The following is a 14,491-nucleotide window of genomic DNA, read 5'->3' on the forward strand; positions in this document are numbered from 1 at the left end:
ATCAGCGCATAATTTGACGCAAAAGAAAAAGGCCACTGTGTTAACAGTGGCCTTTTCTCGAATCTGGTTGCGGGAGCCGGATTTGAACCGACGACCTTCGGGTTATGAGCCCGACGAGCTACCAGGCTGCTCCATCCCGCGCCTGTGAGATCGAATTCTACGGATTTACCCGCGGGTGTCAAGCTTTTTTCTGAAAAAACCTTTCTTGTTCAAACTCTTAGCGCCTGTATATGGCTCGCAGCTCAGGCGCGACGGGGCTTTCAGGCCGATTATCGAGCAATGTTGCGCACAGGCTGCATACCCGAGGGCGCATGCGATACTATCTGTATGAATTTACAGTGCTGACGGTCATCCATGTCCTTGCGCAAGATCATCCACGTCGACTGCGATTGCTTCTATGCCGCGATCGAAATGCGTGACGACCCGCGCCTGGCCGGGCGGCCCATGGCGGTGGGGGGCTCGACCGACCGCCGTGGGGTGATCGCCACCTGCAACTATGAAGCGCGCGCCTACGGCGTGCGTTCGGCCATGTCGTCGCGGCACGCGCTGAAGCTGTGCCCGGACCTGCTGATCGTCAAGCCGCGCTTCGAGGCCTACCGTGAAGCCTCGCGGGAAATCCACACGATCTTCCGTGACTACACCGAGCTGATCGAGCCGCTGTCGCTGGACGAGGCCTACCTGGATGTAAGTGACAGCCAGTGGTACTCGGGCAGCGCCACGCGCATTGCCGAGGATATCCGCCGCCGTGTCGCCCGCACCCTGCATATCACTGTCTCGGCCGGTGTGGCGCCAAACAAGTTCCTGGCCAAGATCGCCAGTGACTGGCGCAAGCCCAATGGCCTGTTCGTGATTACCCCGGGCGAAGTGGAGGCATTCGTCGCCGCCCTGCCGGTGGCTAGGTTGCACGGGGTGGGCAAGGTAACGGCAGACAAGCTGGCGCGGTTGGGTATCGAAACCTGCCTGGAGCTGCGCGAATGGTCGCGTCTGGCGCTGGTGCGCGAGTTCGGCAGCTTTGGCGAGCGTTTGTGGGGGCTGGCACGGGGTGTCGATGAGCGTGCCGTGCACAATGACAGTCGCCGGCAGTCGGTCAGCGTGGAAAACACCTACGACACCGACCTGCCGGACCTGGCCAGTTGCCTGGCACGGCTGCCCGAACTTCTGGAGAGCCTGAACGAGCGTATCGCCCGCATGGACAGCAGTTACCGGCCGGAAAAACCCTTCGTCAAGGTCAAGTTCCATGACTTCAGCCAGACCACCATGGAGCAGGCGGGGGCAGGCAGGGACCTGGAGAGTTATCGCCAATTGCTGGGGCAGGCGTTTGCCCGTGGTGGCAAGCCGGTGCGCTTGCTGGGGGTAGGCGTGAGGTTGCGCGACTTGCGCGGGGCGCATGAGCAGTTGGAGCTGTTCCCGCCGAAATGAAGGGGCTGCATGGCAGCCCCAACGTGTTACTGCGCGCCCGGGTCGGCCACCAACCGGCCAGTGGCCTTGGTCAGCGACTGCAGAAACTCCTGCTGCAACTCCGGATCGTTGCGGGTCAGTTCGATCAGGCTCTGTTCCATTTCACTGGCTTCTTCTTCCAGGCCGAGTTCGGACAAGCGCTTGACCCGGTGAACCCATTGGCCGACATCGTCATCTTCGAGGTCATCGAAGATCAGTTCATGGGCCTCGAGCAGTTTGTTGCGCAGGGTGGCGCTGACGAGCAGGCTGGCATCGCCACGTACCGCGTTGTCCTCGTCCAGCACCTGCAGGTGCAGGGTACCGATGTGGTTGAGGTTCTGCTCGGAGAACGGGCTGTCGAGCAGGTTCAGGCGCAGCACGCCGTTCCTGTCGGTGGTCAGCTCGTGGGTCATCTTGCCGGCCTTGACCTCGACCAGGCGTTCGCTCCAGGGCACGCTGGTAGATTCCTCGCGCTTGCCTTTCTGCACTTCGCTGATCCCGGCCAGGTTCTGCTGGGCACGGCCGTTGGACGGCACGTTCATGAACGGGTTGAGCCCGTCCACGCCGTAGCTGAGCCAGTCGTGGGTGATGCTTTCCGGGAGGTTGCCCAGGGCGAAGACATTGACCACGTTGGCACCCACGCCTGCCACCACGGCCACCGCACCCAGCGGGATCTCGTAGATCTCCCGCCAGGGCTGGTAAGGCGTATAGCGGTCATAGCTGCGGGTGACTTCGAATTCGGTGACTTCGAAGCGCTTCTGCTCATGCACGCGCACACGTCGTTGCGGAAGCTCCATCACCTTCGGCTCGCCGACATCGATCTGCAGGGTGTGCTCGAGCAGTTTGCGCTCGACGCGCTCCTCGTGGTCGCTGCGCTGGGACATCTGGTTGGCGCAGCCGCTGACGAGCAGGGCGCCGCACAGTGCGGCGCCCCCCAGGGGAAAGGTACTTCGCTTGAACATGATCACTCGTGCATTGGTTATCAGCGGCGAACGCGGGCCTGCAAGAAGGTCAGCACTTCATCGAGCGGCAACGACTGGGCGTCCTGCTCGGTGCGGTGCTTGTACTCCAGGTTGCCTTCGGCCAGGCCGCGATCGCTGACGACGATGCGGTGCGGGATGCCGATCAGCTCCATGTCGGCAAACTTGATGCCTGGGCTGGTCTTCTTGTCACGGTCGTCCAGCAGCACTTCGTAGCCGGCAGCGGTCAGCTCGGCATACAGCTTGTCGGTCGCCTCGCGAACCACCTCGGTTTCGTAGCGCAGCGGTACCAGAGCGATCTGGAACGGGGCCAGGGCGTCGTTCCAGATGATGCCCTTTTCGTCGTAGCTCTGCTCGATGGCAGCTGCGACCACGCGGGACACACCGATGCCGTAGCAGCCCATGGACAGGGTTACCGGCTTGCCGTTCTCGCCCAGCACCTGGCACTTCAGCGCCTCGCTGTACTTGGTGCCGAGCTGGAAGATGTGGCCCACTTCGATGCCGCGCTTGATCACCAGGGTACCCTGGCCGTCCGGGCTCGGGTCGCCTTCGACCACGTTACGCAGGTCGGCGACCTGTGGAACCGGCAGGTCGCGCTCCCAGTTCACGCCGAAGTAGTGCTTGTCGTCGATGTTGGCGCCAATGCCGAAGTCGCTCATCAGGGCAACCGAGCGGTCAATGACGATTTCCAGCGGCAGATTCAGCGGGCCGAGCGAGCCGGCGCCGGCACCAATGGCCTCGCGCAGTTCGGCGTCGGTGGCCATGACCAGCGGGTCGGCAACCTGTTCCAGCTTGGCCGCCTTGATTTCGTTGAGCTCATGGTCGCCACGCACGATCAGTGCTACCAGCTTGCCTTCTTCGGCGCCGCGCACGATCAGGGTCTTGACGGTTTTCTCGATCGGCAGGCCGAAGTTTTCCACCAGCTGGGCGATGGTCTTGGCGTTCGGCGTGTCGACCAGGCGCAGCTCCTCGGTAGGGGCGGGGCGCACGGTTTCACGCGGGATGGCCTCTGCCTTCTCGATGTTGGCGGCGTAGTCGGAGCTGTCGCTGAAGATCACGTCGTCTTCGCCGGACTCGGCCAGTACGTGGAACTCGTGCGAATAGCTGCCACCGATGGAGCCGGTGTCGGCCTGAACCGGGCGGAAGTCCAGGCCCAGGCGGGTGAACACGTTGCTATACGCCTGGTGCATGCGGTCGTAGGTTTCCTGCAGGGAAGCCTGGTCGGCATGGAACGAGTAGGCGTCCTTCATGATGAACTCGCGACCGCGCATCAGGCCGAAGCGCGGGCGGATCTCGTCACGGAACTTGGTCTGGATCTGGTACATGTTGAGCGGCAGCTGTTTATAGCTGGACAGCTCGTTGCGGGCCAGGTCGGTGATCACTTCCTCGTGGGTCGGGCCGACGCAGAAGTCGCGCTGGTGGCGATCCTTCAGGCGCAGCAGCTCGGGGCCATACTGTTCCCAGCGGCCGGATTCCTGCCACAGTTCGGCGGGCTGGATGCTGGGCATCAGCACTTCCAGGGCGCCGGCGGCGTTCATTTCCTCACGCACCACGGCCTCGACCTTGCGCATCACCCGCAAGCCCATCGGCAGCCAGGTGTACAGGCCAGAGGCCAGTTTGCGGATCATGCCGGCACGCAGCATGAGCTGATGGCTGATGACCACTGCGTCGGCAGGGGTTTCTTTCTGGGTGGCGAGCAAATATTGACTGGTGCGCATGGTGAGCCGTGTCGATTGCCTAAGACATTGAAATGACCCGCATTGTACGGGGGCGAAACGAAGGCGTACAGGATGCCCCAGGGCGTGACGCTTGTCAGCCAAGAAAAAGCCCGGCGTGATCGCCGGGCTTTTTCAAGTGCGGGGCACTGCAAGCCAGGCTTACAGGATGCTCAGCGGGTACTCCACGATCAGGCGCAGTTCGTCGATCGATGGGGAATCGTAGTAGACGCCATCGGAAGAGCGATAGGTGGCTTGACGCACGCGGAAGCTCAGGTCTTTTGCCGGGCCGCTTTGCAGCACGTACTTGATGTCGACGTCGCGTTCCCATTCCTTGCCGTTGCTGGTGCCGGCGACGTTGGCGTCGGTACCGCGTACATAACGGGTCATGAAGGTCAGGCCCGGGATGCCGTATTCGGCGAAGTTCAGGTCGTAGCGAGCCTGCCAGGACTTCTCGTCTTCGGCGTTGAAGTCGGAACGGGCCACGGAGTTGGCCAGGAAGATGGTGCCGCCACCGTCGATGCCATAGCCGTAGTCGCCGTCGCCGGTGACTTTCTGGTAGGCCAGGGTGAAGGTGTGAGCGCCAATGTTGTAGGCGCCCGACAGGCTGAACGCGCGGTTGTCCAGCTTGTCGCCATCGAATGCGCGGTACTCGGCCGAGCCTTCGCTCTTGGTGTCATAGATGTTGAAGTCGAACACAAGGCCTTGTTTGTCCGAGATCGGCAGCGCCCAGTTGACGTTGGCGTAGTATTTGCGCCAGTAGTCTTCAACCTTCGAGTAGTACAGGCTGGTGCTGAGGTTGTCGGTGAAGGCGTAGGTACCACCTACCACGTTGGCTTCCTTCAGGCCGAAGCTGTCGCGGTTGGTCTGCTCCTGGGCGGTCAGGCTGGTGAAATGACCAGCGTGCAGGGTCAGGCCCTCGATCTCGTTGCTGGTGATCAGGGTGCCTTGGGCAATTTCCGGCAGCAGGCGGCTGTCGTCGGTGGCGAAGACCGGCAGAGCGGTGAACTGGTCACCCACTTTCAGCACGGTGTCGGAGATGCGGAATTTAACCGCGCCGCCGGCTTTGGAGTAGTCATCCTGCGAACGGCCGTCAGAGCCGGTAGGGAACAGGCCGGTACCGGCGCGGCCCTTGCCGCTGTCCAGTTTCAGGCCGAGCATGCCGATGGCATCGACACCCACACCCACGGTGCCCTGGGTGAAGCCGGACTCGAAGGTGCCGAGGAAGCCCAAGCCGGTTTCTTCACGACGGCTCTGGGTGCCGGCTGGGTTGTTACGGAAGTCACGGCTGAAGTACAGCATGCGGGTCTTGACGTTCAGCTTGCTGTCTTCGATGAAACCTTTGGACTCGTCCTGGGAAGAGGCCAATGCCAACTGCGAGGTCCCTGCCGCAACGGCCAGGGCGATCATGCTCCACTTCATCACGCGCATCGTGATTTGCTCCTTTGGTTTTTAGGAAGAGTACCGCTGCGTCCAAGTGTTCTAGTTATATGGGGCAGCTCTTTCTTGTTATGTCGGCGAAAATGTATAGCACGCTGACTGTTCTTGGCGATATGGGTATAAGCATCCTTTTCGGAACTTTTTCACCATGTCGCTTCTAGGTAGTTCCATGTCGCAAATCACGCCCCGGTTTAAGGGCCGTCAACACCAGCGCTGCTTCTTTCACCGTAAAGAATCTGTAACTACCGATTCCGGTTGGGAAACTCCCTGGTAACCACTGTCGCTGTTGTTATTTGTCGCGTTCACCCGCCGATGCAGGTGTCGTGCCGACTTGGCGTGAAAGGAATGCAACAAGCGTGCTCAAAATTCACAACGCTTCATGAAATTTTCACAAAACCTGCTACCGGGGGTCGGAAAGTGCCGTAAACACGGGGCGGGAGGCGCCTGATGCGGTAGCACAGTCAAGAATCGTTAAAATTGAAAAGCTGTCATGAAAGTCAATGTGTTACCGCAACTTGTTCATGCAGCGTCACCCGCGGGGTGACAAGTGTGGTGCGAGGGGTATCGGTGGCCTCATTTTGGTGCGAAAAGTAGCGCTGTGTTACCGGGAACGTGCAGGGTATCCTTGCAGGCCTGTTTTCCGCGTGAAGCGGGTTGGTTCTGCCTGAAGGAGATTTGCCGTGTTCGTCCTCGATTCGCGTTTGCAGCAGGATTCGCTGGTGCTGGGGGAGTTTGCGCTGTGCCAGTTGCTGCTGAGCAAGGATGCCAACTATCCATGGTTCATACTGGTGCCCAAGCGCGCCGGCATCAGCGAGCTGTTCGAGCTCGATGCTGCGGAGCAGCAGCAGTTGTGGCAGGAAACCACCGGCCTGGCCGAAGCGCTGAAAGCCAGCTACAGCGCCGACAAGATGAACGTGGCTACCTTGGGTAATGTGGTCAGCCAGTTGCACATGCACGTGATCGTGCGCCAGCGCGACGACGCCGCCTGGCCGGCACCGGTGTGGGGCAAGTGCCCGGCGGTGGCCTACACCGACGACCAGGTGCAAGCCATTCGCCAGCGCCTGCGCGGGCTGCATCTCGCCGGTTACCAGGAGATCTGACATGTCGCTTGAATCACGAGTGGTCGAACTGGAAACCCGCCAGGCGTTTCAGGATGACACCATTCAGGCGCTGAATGATGTGGTTGTCGAGCAGGGGCGGGTGATCGAGCGGCTGCAGTTGCAGATGGCCGAGCTGATCAAACGTTACGATGAGATGGTTGGCCAGTACGGCAGCGAAGGGGAAGAGGCGCCACCGCCTCATTATTGATACCTGAACCCCTGCAGGAGCGGGCATGCCCGCTCCTGCAGGGGGTGGTTTCTGCAAGTTGGATCAGCGGCGGGTTACCGCGACCACATCCTCGGCCTGCAGGCCCTTGTCGCGGTGCATCACGGAAAACTCCACGCGCTGGCCTTCCACCAGGATGCGGTGGCCTTCGCCACGAATGGCGCGAAAGTGCACGAAGATATCATCGCCCGAGTCGCGGGAGATGAAGCCGAAGCCTTTGGATGTGTTGAACCATTTCACGGTGCCGGTATCACGACTGCCACCATCCTGCGCCGCGTGCTGGTTGGTGCGTGCCTTGCGGGGGCTGCGGGCAAAGCCCACGGCCAGGTGCACGGCCACGGCCAGCGCTGCGCAGACCAGTGCGGCCAGGTTGCCCATTTCCGGGCGGGCCAGCAGTGTCAGGGTCTGCAGCACCACAGCCACCACCAGCAGGGCGCAGGCCAGGTGCTGCAGTTGTTGCCGCGCGCCGCGGTAGTAAAGTGGCACGACGGGGGCCAGGACGAGGTTGAGCAGTCCGAGCAGGGCGAGATAGACCGCGTCGGGTTGTTGCAGGAAGGGTAACGCATCGGTTTTCAGGCTGGGCATGAGCGATAGCAGCAAGGCTGCCACGCCTGTCACCAGATGGACGATCTTGAACATGGGGTTGGCTCACAGTTGATAAGGCCGATCACAGGAAGAGCTGGCAGCACGGTGCGCATGAGGTGTAGAGCGCGAACACGCGGCAGGCCAGCCTATGCACCCGGCAAATGGCAATCCGCACGGGTGGCACCATGCCTATTTAACAGTAAAGCCGCAGGCTACTCAAACCGCTGTCCCCGAGGGGCGATGTGTTGCGCCATGTCACATGCGGCGCAGACCAAGTGTTGCTACAGTGGTCGGCACCCGCTTGGGTCTCACGCCTTATGGAAAGGGGAACTTCATGGCAATTGATATCGGTATCAGTGAAGAAGATCGCAAGTCCATCGTCGATGGGCTGTCCCGCCTGTTGTCGGATACCTACGTGTTGTATCTGAAAACCCATAACTTCCACTGGAACGTCACCGGTCCGTCGTTCCGCACTCTGCACCTGATGTTCGAAGAGCAGTACAACGAACTGGCGCTGGCGGTCGACTCGATTGCCGAGCGCATCCGCGCCCTGGGCTTCCCGGCACCGGGGTCTTATGCATTTTATGCGCGGCATTCCTCGATCAAAGAGGAGGAAGGGGTGCCGCATGCCGACGAGATGATCCGCCAGCTGGTGCAGGGCCAGGAAGCCGTGGTGCGTACCGCGCGCAGCATCTTCCCGGTGGTGGACAAGGTCAGTGACGAGCCTACCGCCGACCTGCTGACCCAGCGCATGCAGGTGCACGAGAAGACCGCCTGGATGCTGCGGGTGCTGCTCGACGGCAAGTAGATACCCAACGCTGTATCGGCCCTTGTAGGAGCGGCCTTGTGTCGCGATGGGCTGCGAAGCAGCCCCAGCAATTTGTGCAATTGCACTCAAACCCTGGGGCTGCTTCGCAGCCCATCGCGACACAAGGCCGCTCCTACAGACCCTGCGCAATTTGTGCAGGAAGATTTTGCCGCTGCTTTAAGCTCGCCCATCAGCGCTTCATAGGCCACCTGGTACCTGTGACGAGGAAGTGTGGCGCATGATGCAAGCAAGCAAACGTGTGGCTGGCCAAGGGCGTTGGCCGGGTAAACAGTGCATCGACCCGTTCAAGGCGGATTTCGACATGTTGCAGACCCAGCCCGTGTCACGCTCGGCGCGGCTCAACGGCTTTTCCACCTGCCTGCGGCTGGAGGCCGTCTACTGGGGTATCCTGGAGCGCATCGCCGCGGCCAACCGCTGCTCGGTCAGTGCGGTCCTGTCCTACGTGGACCGTGAGGTGCACCTGCGACAAGGCGGGGTGCGCAACTTCAGCGGGCTGATCCGGGTGATCTGCGTCGCCTGGCTGCTGGACCCGCCAAGTGTGCGCTGATCGCCTGGCGGGCTGCGCAGTGCTTGTTAACCATATATAATCCCGCTTTTTGCTGCCCCGGCAGCCAGCGTTGTGGTTGACGAGAGACACCCATGCCCCTTTATGACTATCAATGTGCATCCTGCGAGCACCGCATGGAAGTGCTGCAGAAGATCAGCGCCGCGCCGCTGACCGATTGCCCGGCCTGCCAGGCGCCGGCGCTGAAGAAGCTGCTGTCGGTGCCAGGCTTCCGCCTGAGCGGTAACGGTTGGTACGAAACCGACTTCAAGACCGGGGCGAAAAAGAATCTGGCAGGCGGCGACAAGGCCGACTGAGTTGAATGCTGTGACCGGGTCTTGCAGTATTAGCCCTCTCCGGGCGGCCAAGGCCTCCACCGAATACACGAATCACGAGAAGCGAAACCACCATCATGATGCGCAGCCATTATTGCGGCCAACTGAACGAGAGCCTGGACGGCCAGGAAGTCACCCTTTGCGGCTGGGTCCATCGTCGCCGCGACCACGGCGGGGTGATCTTCCTCGACATCCGTGACCGCGAAGGCATGGCCCAGGTCGTGTTCGACCCGGATCGCGCCGAAACCTTCGCCGCTGCCGACCGCGTGCGCAGCGAATACGTCGTGCAGATCACCGGCAAGGTCCGCAAGCGCCCTGAAGGTGCGGTGAATGCCAACATGGCTTCCGGCGCCATCGAGATCCTCGGCTACCAGCTGAACGTGCTCAACGAAGCGGAAACCCCACCGTTCCCGCTGAACGAGTACTCCGACGTCGGCGAGGAAACCCGCCTGCGCTACCGTTTCATCGACCTGCGTCGCCCGGAAATGGCCGACAAGCTGCGCCTGCGTTCGCGTATCACCAGCAGCATCCGTCGCTTCCTCGACGAAAACGGCTTCCTTGACGTCGAGACGCCGATCCTGACCCGTGCCACCCCGGAAGGCGCGCGTGACTACCTGGTGCCTAGCCGTACCCACGCCGGCAGCTTCTTCGCCCTGCCGCAGTCGCCGCAGCTGTTCAAGCAGCTGCTGATGGTCGCCGGCTTCGACCGCTACTACCAGATCGCCAAGTGCTTCCGTGACGAAGACCTGCGTGCCGACCGCCAGCCGGAATTCACCCAGATCGACATCGAGACCAGCTTCCTCGATGAAAGCGAGATCATGGGCCTGACCGAAAGCATGATCCGCAAGCTGTTCAAGGAAGTGCTGGACCTGGAATTCGGCGAATTCCCGCACATGACCTTCGAAGAAGCCATGCGCCGCTACGGCTCCGACAAACCGGACCTGCGTATCCCGCTGGAACTGGTCGACGTTGCCGACCAGCTCAAGGATGTCGACTTCAAGGTGTTCGCCGGCCCGGCCAACGATCCGAAGTGCCGCGTTACCGCCCTGCGCTTGCCTGGCGGCGCCAGCATGCCACGCAGCAAGATCGACGAGTACACCAAGTTCGTCGGTATCTACGGTGCCAAGGGCCTGGCCTACATCAAGGTCAACGAGCGCGCCAAGGGTGTCGAAGGCCTGCAGTCGCCGATTGTCAAGAACATCCCCGAGGCCAACCTCAACACCATCCTCGACCGCGTTGGCGCCGTTGATGGCGACATCGTGTTCTTTGGTGCCGACAAGTTCAAGGTGGTCAGCGAAGCCCTGGGCGCGCTGCGTATCCGCCTGGGCCACGACTTCGAGCTGCTGACCTGCGAGTGGGCACCGATGTGGGTGGTCGACTTCCCGATGTTCGAAGAGAACGAGGACGGCAGCTTCACCGCGCTGCACCACCCGTTCACCGCGCCGAAGTGCACCCCGGACGAGCTCGAGGCCAACCCGGCCGTGGCCCTGTCCCGTGCCTACGACATGGTCCTGAACGGTACCGAGCTGGGTGGCGGTTCGATCCGTATCCACCGTAAAGAGATGCAACAGGCCGTGTTCCGCCTGCTGGGCATCGAAGCGGCAGAACAGGAAGAGAAGTTCGGCTTCCTGCTCGACGCCCTGAAGTTCGGTGCACCGCCTCACGGTGGCCTGGCCTTCGGCCTGGACCGCCTGGTCATGCTGATGACCGGAGCCCAGTCGATTCGTGAAGTGATCGCCTTCCCGAAAACCCAGAGCGCCGCGTGCGTCATGACCCAGGCCCCTGGCCTGGTCGACGCCAAGGCCCTGCGCGAGCTGCACATCCGACTGCGCGAACAGACCAAGGTCGAGTAAGCAGTCCCCGGGCGCATCCACATGGATGCGCCTTTGCGTTCCGGCGCAGGCAATTTCCCGTCCCGCCCCCTACAGGGGCGGGGCTGTTTGTGATTCAAAGGATTCGGAGTCGTTATGGCTGGTCATTCCAAGTGGGCGAACATCAAGCACCGCAAAGAGCGCCAGGATGCCAAGAGAGGCAAGATTTTCACCAAGTGGATCCGCGAACTGACAGTCGCTGCCAAGCAGGGTGGTGCTGACCCGGCATCCAACCCGCGCCTGCGTTTGGCGCTGGACAAGGCCTTGGGTGCCAACATGAGCCGCGACATCATCGATCGTGCCGTGGCCCGTGGTGCCGGCACCAACGAAAGCGACAACGTCGAAGAGCTCAGTTACGAAGGTTACGGCCCGGGTGGCGTGGCGATCATGGTCGAGGCCATGACCGACAACCGCAACCGTACTGCCGCCGCCGTGCGTCATGCCTTCACCAAGTGTGGTGGCAACCTGGGCACCGACGGTTCGGTGGCCTACCTGTTCGAGCGCAAGGGGCAGATCAGCTTTGCTCCGGGCGTGGAAGAAGACGCGCTGATGGAAGCGGCGATGGAAGCCGATGCCGACGACGTGGTGGCCAACGACGACGGCTCGTTCGACGTGTTCACCTCGTTCAACAGCTTCTACGCCGTGCGCAATGCCCTGGAAGAGGCGGGCTTCAAGGCCGCTGACGCTGAAATCGTCATGCAGCCGACCACCAGCGCCGAACTCGACCAGGACGGTGCCGAGAAAGTACTCAAGCTGATCGACATGCTCGAAGACCTGGATGACGTGCAGAACGTCTACTCCAATGCCCAGATTTCCGATGAGATCATGGAAAACCTCGGCTAAGGTGTCCTGGCGATCCATGCCAGTTCTTCAAGTTTGTCAGCGCCTGTACCGGCCCTTTCGCGGGTAAACCCGCTCCCACAGGTACTGCACCACATTCAGAGTCGGTGCAGTACCTGTGGGAGCGGGTTTACCCGCGAAAGGGCCGGTACAGTTTGCAGAGATGCATCAATTTTTCGACAGGCTCTATGACTCTGATTCTTGGTATCGACCCCGGCTCGCGCATCACCGGCTATGGCGTGGTACGCCAGACCGCCCGTGGTTGCGAGTACGTGGCGTCGGGCTGCATCCGCACCGGCAGCGGCGAGCTGCACGAGCGGTTGCAGATCGTTTTTCGTGGCGTGGGTGAAATCATCGCCCAGCACGGCCCGGTAACCATGGGCATCGAGCGGGTGTTCATGGCCCGTAACGCCGACTCGGCGCTCAAGCTCGGCCAGGCCCGTGGCGCAGCCATCGTCGCCGCCGCCGAAGCCGGCCTGGAAATCGCCGAATACAGCGCCACCCAGGTCAAGCAGGCGGTAGCCGGTACCGGTGGGGCGAACAAGGAGCAGGTGATGATGATGGTCATGCACCTGCTGAAACTGACGCAGAAGCCGCAGATCGACGCCTCCGACGCCCTGGCCATCGCCCTGTGCCACGCCCACACCCGTTCCAGCCTGGTGCCGCATGGCCTGGCCACGGCACGGCGGCGCGGTGGGCGCTTGCGTCTGTAGGCGCTTCATGCGCTGATACATATTTTGTTCGGGTGATGCGTTCACCCGCTGCATTTGCTGATAGGGTTGAGCGGTCTTTGACCGGCTCCCCGAGAGGAAGGATCGGAACGTGATTGGACGTTTGCGCGGCACCCTGGCGGAAAAACAGCCGCCGCACCTGATTATCGACGTCAACGGCGTAGGTTACGAACTGGAAGTTCCCATGACCACGCTGTACCGTCTGCCCAAGGTGGGCGAACCCGTAACCGTGCACACCCACCTGGTGGTGCGCGAGGATGCTCACCTGCTCTACGGTTTTGCCGAAAAGCGTGAGCGCGAGCTGTTCCGCGAACTCATCCGTTTGAATGGGGTAGGGCCGAAGCTGGCCCTGGCGCTGATGTCCGGGCTGGAAGTGGACGAGCTGGTGCGCTGCGTGCAGGCTCAGGACACCTCGGCCCTGGTGCGCGTGCCCGGTGTTGGCAAGAAAACCGCCGAACGCCTGCTGGTCGAGCTCAAGGACCGTTTCAAGGCTTGGGAAACGTCCCCGGCCATGTTCACCCTGGTCTCCGACGGGCCGCTGCCGGTCGCCAGCGCATCCACGGCCGAAGCCGATGCCGTCAGCGCCCTGGTTTCCCTGGGCTACAAGCCGCAGGAAGCCAGCAAGGCGATTGCCGCGATCAAGGACAAGGCCGGCCTGAGCAGTGAGGAGCTGATCCGCCGCAGCCTGAAAGGGATGATTACCAAGTGATCGAAGCCGACCGCCTGATCGCCGCCAGTGGCCGCGACCGTGAAGAAGTCCAGGACCGTGCGATCCGCCCGCTGCGGCTGGACGAGTACATCGGCCAGCCGGTGGTGCGCGAGCAGATGGCGCTGTTCATCCAGGCCGCCCGTGGCCGCAGCGAGTCGCTCGACCATACGCTGATCTTCGGTCCGCCCGGCCTGGGCAAGACCACCTTGGCCAACATCATTGCCCAGGAAATGGGCGTGTCGGTCAAGAGTACCTCGGGGCCTATCCTCGAGCGCCCGGGCGACCTCGCGGCCATGCTGACCAACCTCGAACCGCACGACGTGCTGTTCATCGACGAGATCCACCGGTTGTCACCGGTCGTCGAAGAGGTGCTGTACCCGGCGATGGAGGACTTCCAGCTCGACATCATGATCGGCGAAGGGCCTGCGGCCCGTTCGATCAAGCTTGACCTGCCGCCGTTCACCCTGGTCGGTGCCACCACCCGTGCCGGCATGCTCACCAACCCGCTGCGGGACCGTTTCGGTATCGTCCAGCGTCTGGAGTTCTACAGCGACAAGGACCTGGCCACCATCGTCAGCCGTTCCGCCGGCATCCTCGGCCTGGCCATCGAAGACCAGGGTGCCTACGAGATCGCCCGTCGCGCCCGCGGCACGCCACGTATCGCCAACCGCCTGCTGCGCCGCGTGCGCGACTACGCCGAAGTGCGCGGCAAGGGCCAGATCACCAAGGCCGTGGCCGACATGGCGCTGAACCTGCTGGACGTCGACGAGCGCGGTTTTGACCACTCCGACCGCCGCCTGCTGCTGACCATGATCGAGAAGTTCGACGGTGGCCCGGTCGGCGTGGACAACCTGGCGGCAGCCATCAGTGAAGAGCGCCACACCATCGAGGACGTGCTCGAGCCGTACCTGATCCAGCAAGGCTACATCATGCGCACGCCGCGCGGCCGCGTGGTCACCCGACATGCCTACCTGCACTTCGGCCTGAACGTGCCCGGGCGCCTGGGGGAGGGTGGGGATTTTTCCGAAACGGGCGATGAGTGACAGATCGAAAACGGCTTTTCGTGGTCCTACCGCTGGCATGCCGAGGGTGCGCTGGCAATAAGACATTAATGAAGAAAAAACAGTTGCCACAGCGGATTGGCAAGCT

General features: G+C 62.0%; 15 protein-coding genes and 1 tRNA gene. 11 read left to right on the top strand and 5 right to left on the bottom strand.

All coding sequences use genetic code 11. From position 1 onward, the window contains the following. Positions 1–64 precede the first annotated feature (64 nt). Positions 65–141, bottom strand: a tRNA-Met gene (locus tag MJ643_RS07975). A 219-nt stretch (positions 142–360) separates the two neighbouring features. On the opposite strand from MJ643_RS07975, the gene dinB reads away from it, so the two are divergent. After that, positions 361–1,419 (top strand): DNA polymerase IV, encoded by a 1,059-nt coding sequence (gene dinB / locus MJ643_RS07980; protein WP_162097116.1) that lies wholly within the window; start codon positions 361–363, stop codon positions 1,417–1,419. Between the two features lie 26 nt (positions 1,420–1,445). On the opposite strand, the gene MJ643_RS07985 is transcribed toward dinB, so the two are convergent. The 3 genes from MJ643_RS07985 to MJ643_RS07995 all read right to left on the bottom strand — a co-directional run bounded on the left by MJ643_RS07985 (position 1,446) and on the right by MJ643_RS07995 (position 5,563). Continuing rightward, positions 1,446–2,399, bottom strand: a complete 954-nt coding sequence (locus MJ643_RS07985) for a hypothetical protein (RefSeq protein WP_023661807.1) — start codon at positions 2,397–2,399, stop codon at positions 1,446–1,448. A 20-nt stretch (positions 2,400–2,419) separates the two neighbouring features. Beyond that, positions 2,420–4,135 (bottom strand): proline--tRNA ligase, encoded by a 1,716-nt coding sequence (locus MJ643_RS07990; protein WP_013973819.1) that lies wholly within the window; start codon positions 4,133–4,135, stop codon positions 2,420–2,422. A 159-nt stretch (positions 4,136–4,294) separates the two neighbouring features. Beyond that, positions 4,295–5,563: an OprD family porin gene (locus tag MJ643_RS07995; RefSeq protein WP_013973818.1), complete on the bottom strand. Its 1,269-nt coding sequence runs from the start codon at positions 5,561–5,563 to the stop codon at positions 4,295–4,297. A 689-nt stretch (positions 5,564–6,252) separates the two neighbouring features. On the opposite strand from MJ643_RS07995, the gene MJ643_RS08000 reads away from it, so the two are divergent. Beyond that, complete coding sequence (locus tag MJ643_RS08000; RefSeq protein ID WP_013973817.1) at positions 6,253–6,672, top strand: HIT domain-containing protein; 420 nt, start codon at positions 6,253–6,255, stop codon at positions 6,670–6,672. A gap of 1 nt (position 6,673) precedes the next feature. Next, a complete protein-coding gene (locus tag MJ643_RS08005) occupies positions 6,674–6,880 on the top strand; it encodes a SlyX family protein (protein WP_023661808.1) in 207 nt (68 codons plus the stop codon). A gap of 63 nt (positions 6,881–6,943) precedes the next feature. Here MJ643_RS08005 and MJ643_RS31450 read toward each other — a convergent pair whose 3' ends face one another. Continuing rightward, positions 6,944–7,537 carry a cold shock domain-containing protein gene (locus MJ643_RS31450; RefSeq protein WP_013973815.1) on the bottom strand — a complete coding sequence of 198 codons (594 nt, stop codon included), beginning with the start codon at positions 7,535–7,537 and terminating at the stop codon, positions 6,944–6,946. A gap of 280 nt (positions 7,538–7,817) precedes the next feature. Between MJ643_RS31450 and MJ643_RS08015 the strand changes: the two genes are divergently transcribed. The 8 genes from MJ643_RS08015 to ruvB all read left to right on the top strand — a co-directional run bounded on the left by MJ643_RS08015 (position 7,818) and on the right by ruvB (position 14,385). Then, on the top strand, positions 7,818–8,291 hold the full coding sequence (locus tag MJ643_RS08015; protein WP_013973814.1) for a Dps family protein: 474 nt from the start codon (positions 7,818–7,820) through the stop codon (positions 8,289–8,291). A 238-nt stretch (positions 8,292–8,529) separates the two neighbouring features. Beyond that, on the top strand, positions 8,530–8,859 hold the full coding sequence (locus tag MJ643_RS08020; protein WP_247726717.1) for a ribbon-helix-helix domain-containing protein: 330 nt from the start codon (positions 8,530–8,532) through the stop codon (positions 8,857–8,859). 92 nt (positions 8,860–8,951) lie between these two features. Continuing rightward, positions 8,952–9,173, top strand: coding sequence for a zinc ribbon domain-containing protein (locus tag MJ643_RS08025; RefSeq protein WP_003254776.1), 222 nt, complete (start codon positions 8,952–8,954; stop codon positions 9,171–9,173). Positions 9,174–9,268: 95 nt separating this feature from the next. Further along, positions 9,269–11,044 (top strand): aspartate--tRNA ligase, encoded by a 1,776-nt coding sequence (gene aspS, locus MJ643_RS08030; protein WP_013973811.1) that lies wholly within the window; start codon positions 9,269–9,271, stop codon positions 11,042–11,044. Positions 11,045–11,158: 114 nt separating this feature from the next. Next, positions 11,159–11,905 carry a YebC/PmpR family DNA-binding transcriptional regulator gene (locus MJ643_RS08035; protein ID WP_013973810.1) on the top strand — a complete coding sequence of 249 codons (747 nt, stop codon included), beginning with the start codon at positions 11,159–11,161 and terminating at the stop codon, positions 11,903–11,905. 185 nt (positions 11,906–12,090) lie between these two features. Next, complete coding sequence (gene ruvC, locus MJ643_RS08040) at positions 12,091–12,615, top strand: crossover junction endodeoxyribonuclease RuvC (protein WP_004375291.1); 525 nt, start codon at positions 12,091–12,093, stop codon at positions 12,613–12,615. A 109-nt stretch (positions 12,616–12,724) separates the two neighbouring features. Continuing rightward, positions 12,725–13,342, top strand: coding sequence for a Holliday junction branch migration protein RuvA (ruvA, locus tag MJ643_RS08045; RefSeq protein WP_015271473.1), 618 nt, complete (start codon positions 12,725–12,727; stop codon positions 13,340–13,342). Beyond that, positions 13,339–14,385 (top strand): Holliday junction branch migration DNA helicase RuvB, encoded by a 1,047-nt coding sequence (gene ruvB / locus MJ643_RS08050; RefSeq protein ID WP_004375289.1) that lies wholly within the window; start codon positions 13,339–13,341, stop codon positions 14,383–14,385. The genes ruvA and ruvB overlap by 4 nt, the downstream gene beginning before the upstream one ends. Positions 14,386–14,491: the final 106 nt, after the last annotated feature.

Origin of the sequence: Pseudomonas sp. PNPG3, from assembly GCF_023093815.1 — a bacterium.
In the GTDB taxonomy this organism is placed as follows: Bacteria; Pseudomonadota; Gammaproteobacteria; order Pseudomonadales; family Pseudomonadaceae; genus Aquipseudomonas; species Aquipseudomonas asiatica.

What these genes read in the sequence shown, in the direction of transcription:
- MJ643_RS08005 (WP_023661808.1), top strand. Translation starts at nt 6,674, where the DNA reads ATGTCGCTTGAATCACGAGTGGTCGAACTGGAAACCCGCCAGGCGTTT.
- aspS (WP_013973811.1), top strand. Translation starts at nt 9,269, where the DNA reads ATGATGCGCAGCCATTATTGCGGCCAACTGAACGAGAGCCTGGACGGC.
- MJ643_RS07985 (WP_023661807.1), bottom strand. Translation starts at nt 2,399, where the DNA reads ATGTTCAAGCGAAGTACCTTTCCCCTGGGGGGCGCCGCACTGTGCGGC.
- MJ643_RS07990 (WP_013973819.1), bottom strand. Translation starts at nt 4,135, where the DNA reads ATGCGCACCAGTCAATATTTGCTCGCCACCCAGAAAGAAACCCCTGCC.
- MJ643_RS08020 (WP_247726717.1), top strand. Translation starts at nt 8,530, where the DNA reads ATGATGCAAGCAAGCAAACGTGTGGCTGGCCAAGGGCGTTGGCCGGGT.
- MJ643_RS08015 (WP_013973814.1), top strand. Translation starts at nt 7,818, where the DNA reads ATGGCAATTGATATCGGTATCAGTGAAGAAGATCGCAAGTCCATCGTC.
- MJ643_RS08035 (WP_013973810.1), top strand. Translation starts at nt 11,159, where the DNA reads ATGGCTGGTCATTCCAAGTGGGCGAACATCAAGCACCGCAAAGAGCGC.
- MJ643_RS31450 (WP_013973815.1), bottom strand. Translation starts at nt 7,537, where the DNA reads ATGTTCAAGATCGTCCATCTGGTGACAGGCGTGGCAGCCTTGCTGCTA.
- MJ643_RS08025 (WP_003254776.1), top strand. Translation starts at nt 8,952, where the DNA reads ATGCCCCTTTATGACTATCAATGTGCATCCTGCGAGCACCGCATGGAA.
- MJ643_RS07995 (WP_013973818.1), bottom strand. Translation starts at nt 5,563, where the DNA reads ATGCGCGTGATGAAGTGGAGCATGATCGCCCTGGCCGTTGCGGCAGGG.
- ruvC (WP_004375291.1), top strand. Translation starts at nt 12,091, where the DNA reads ATGACTCTGATTCTTGGTATCGACCCCGGCTCGCGCATCACCGGCTAT.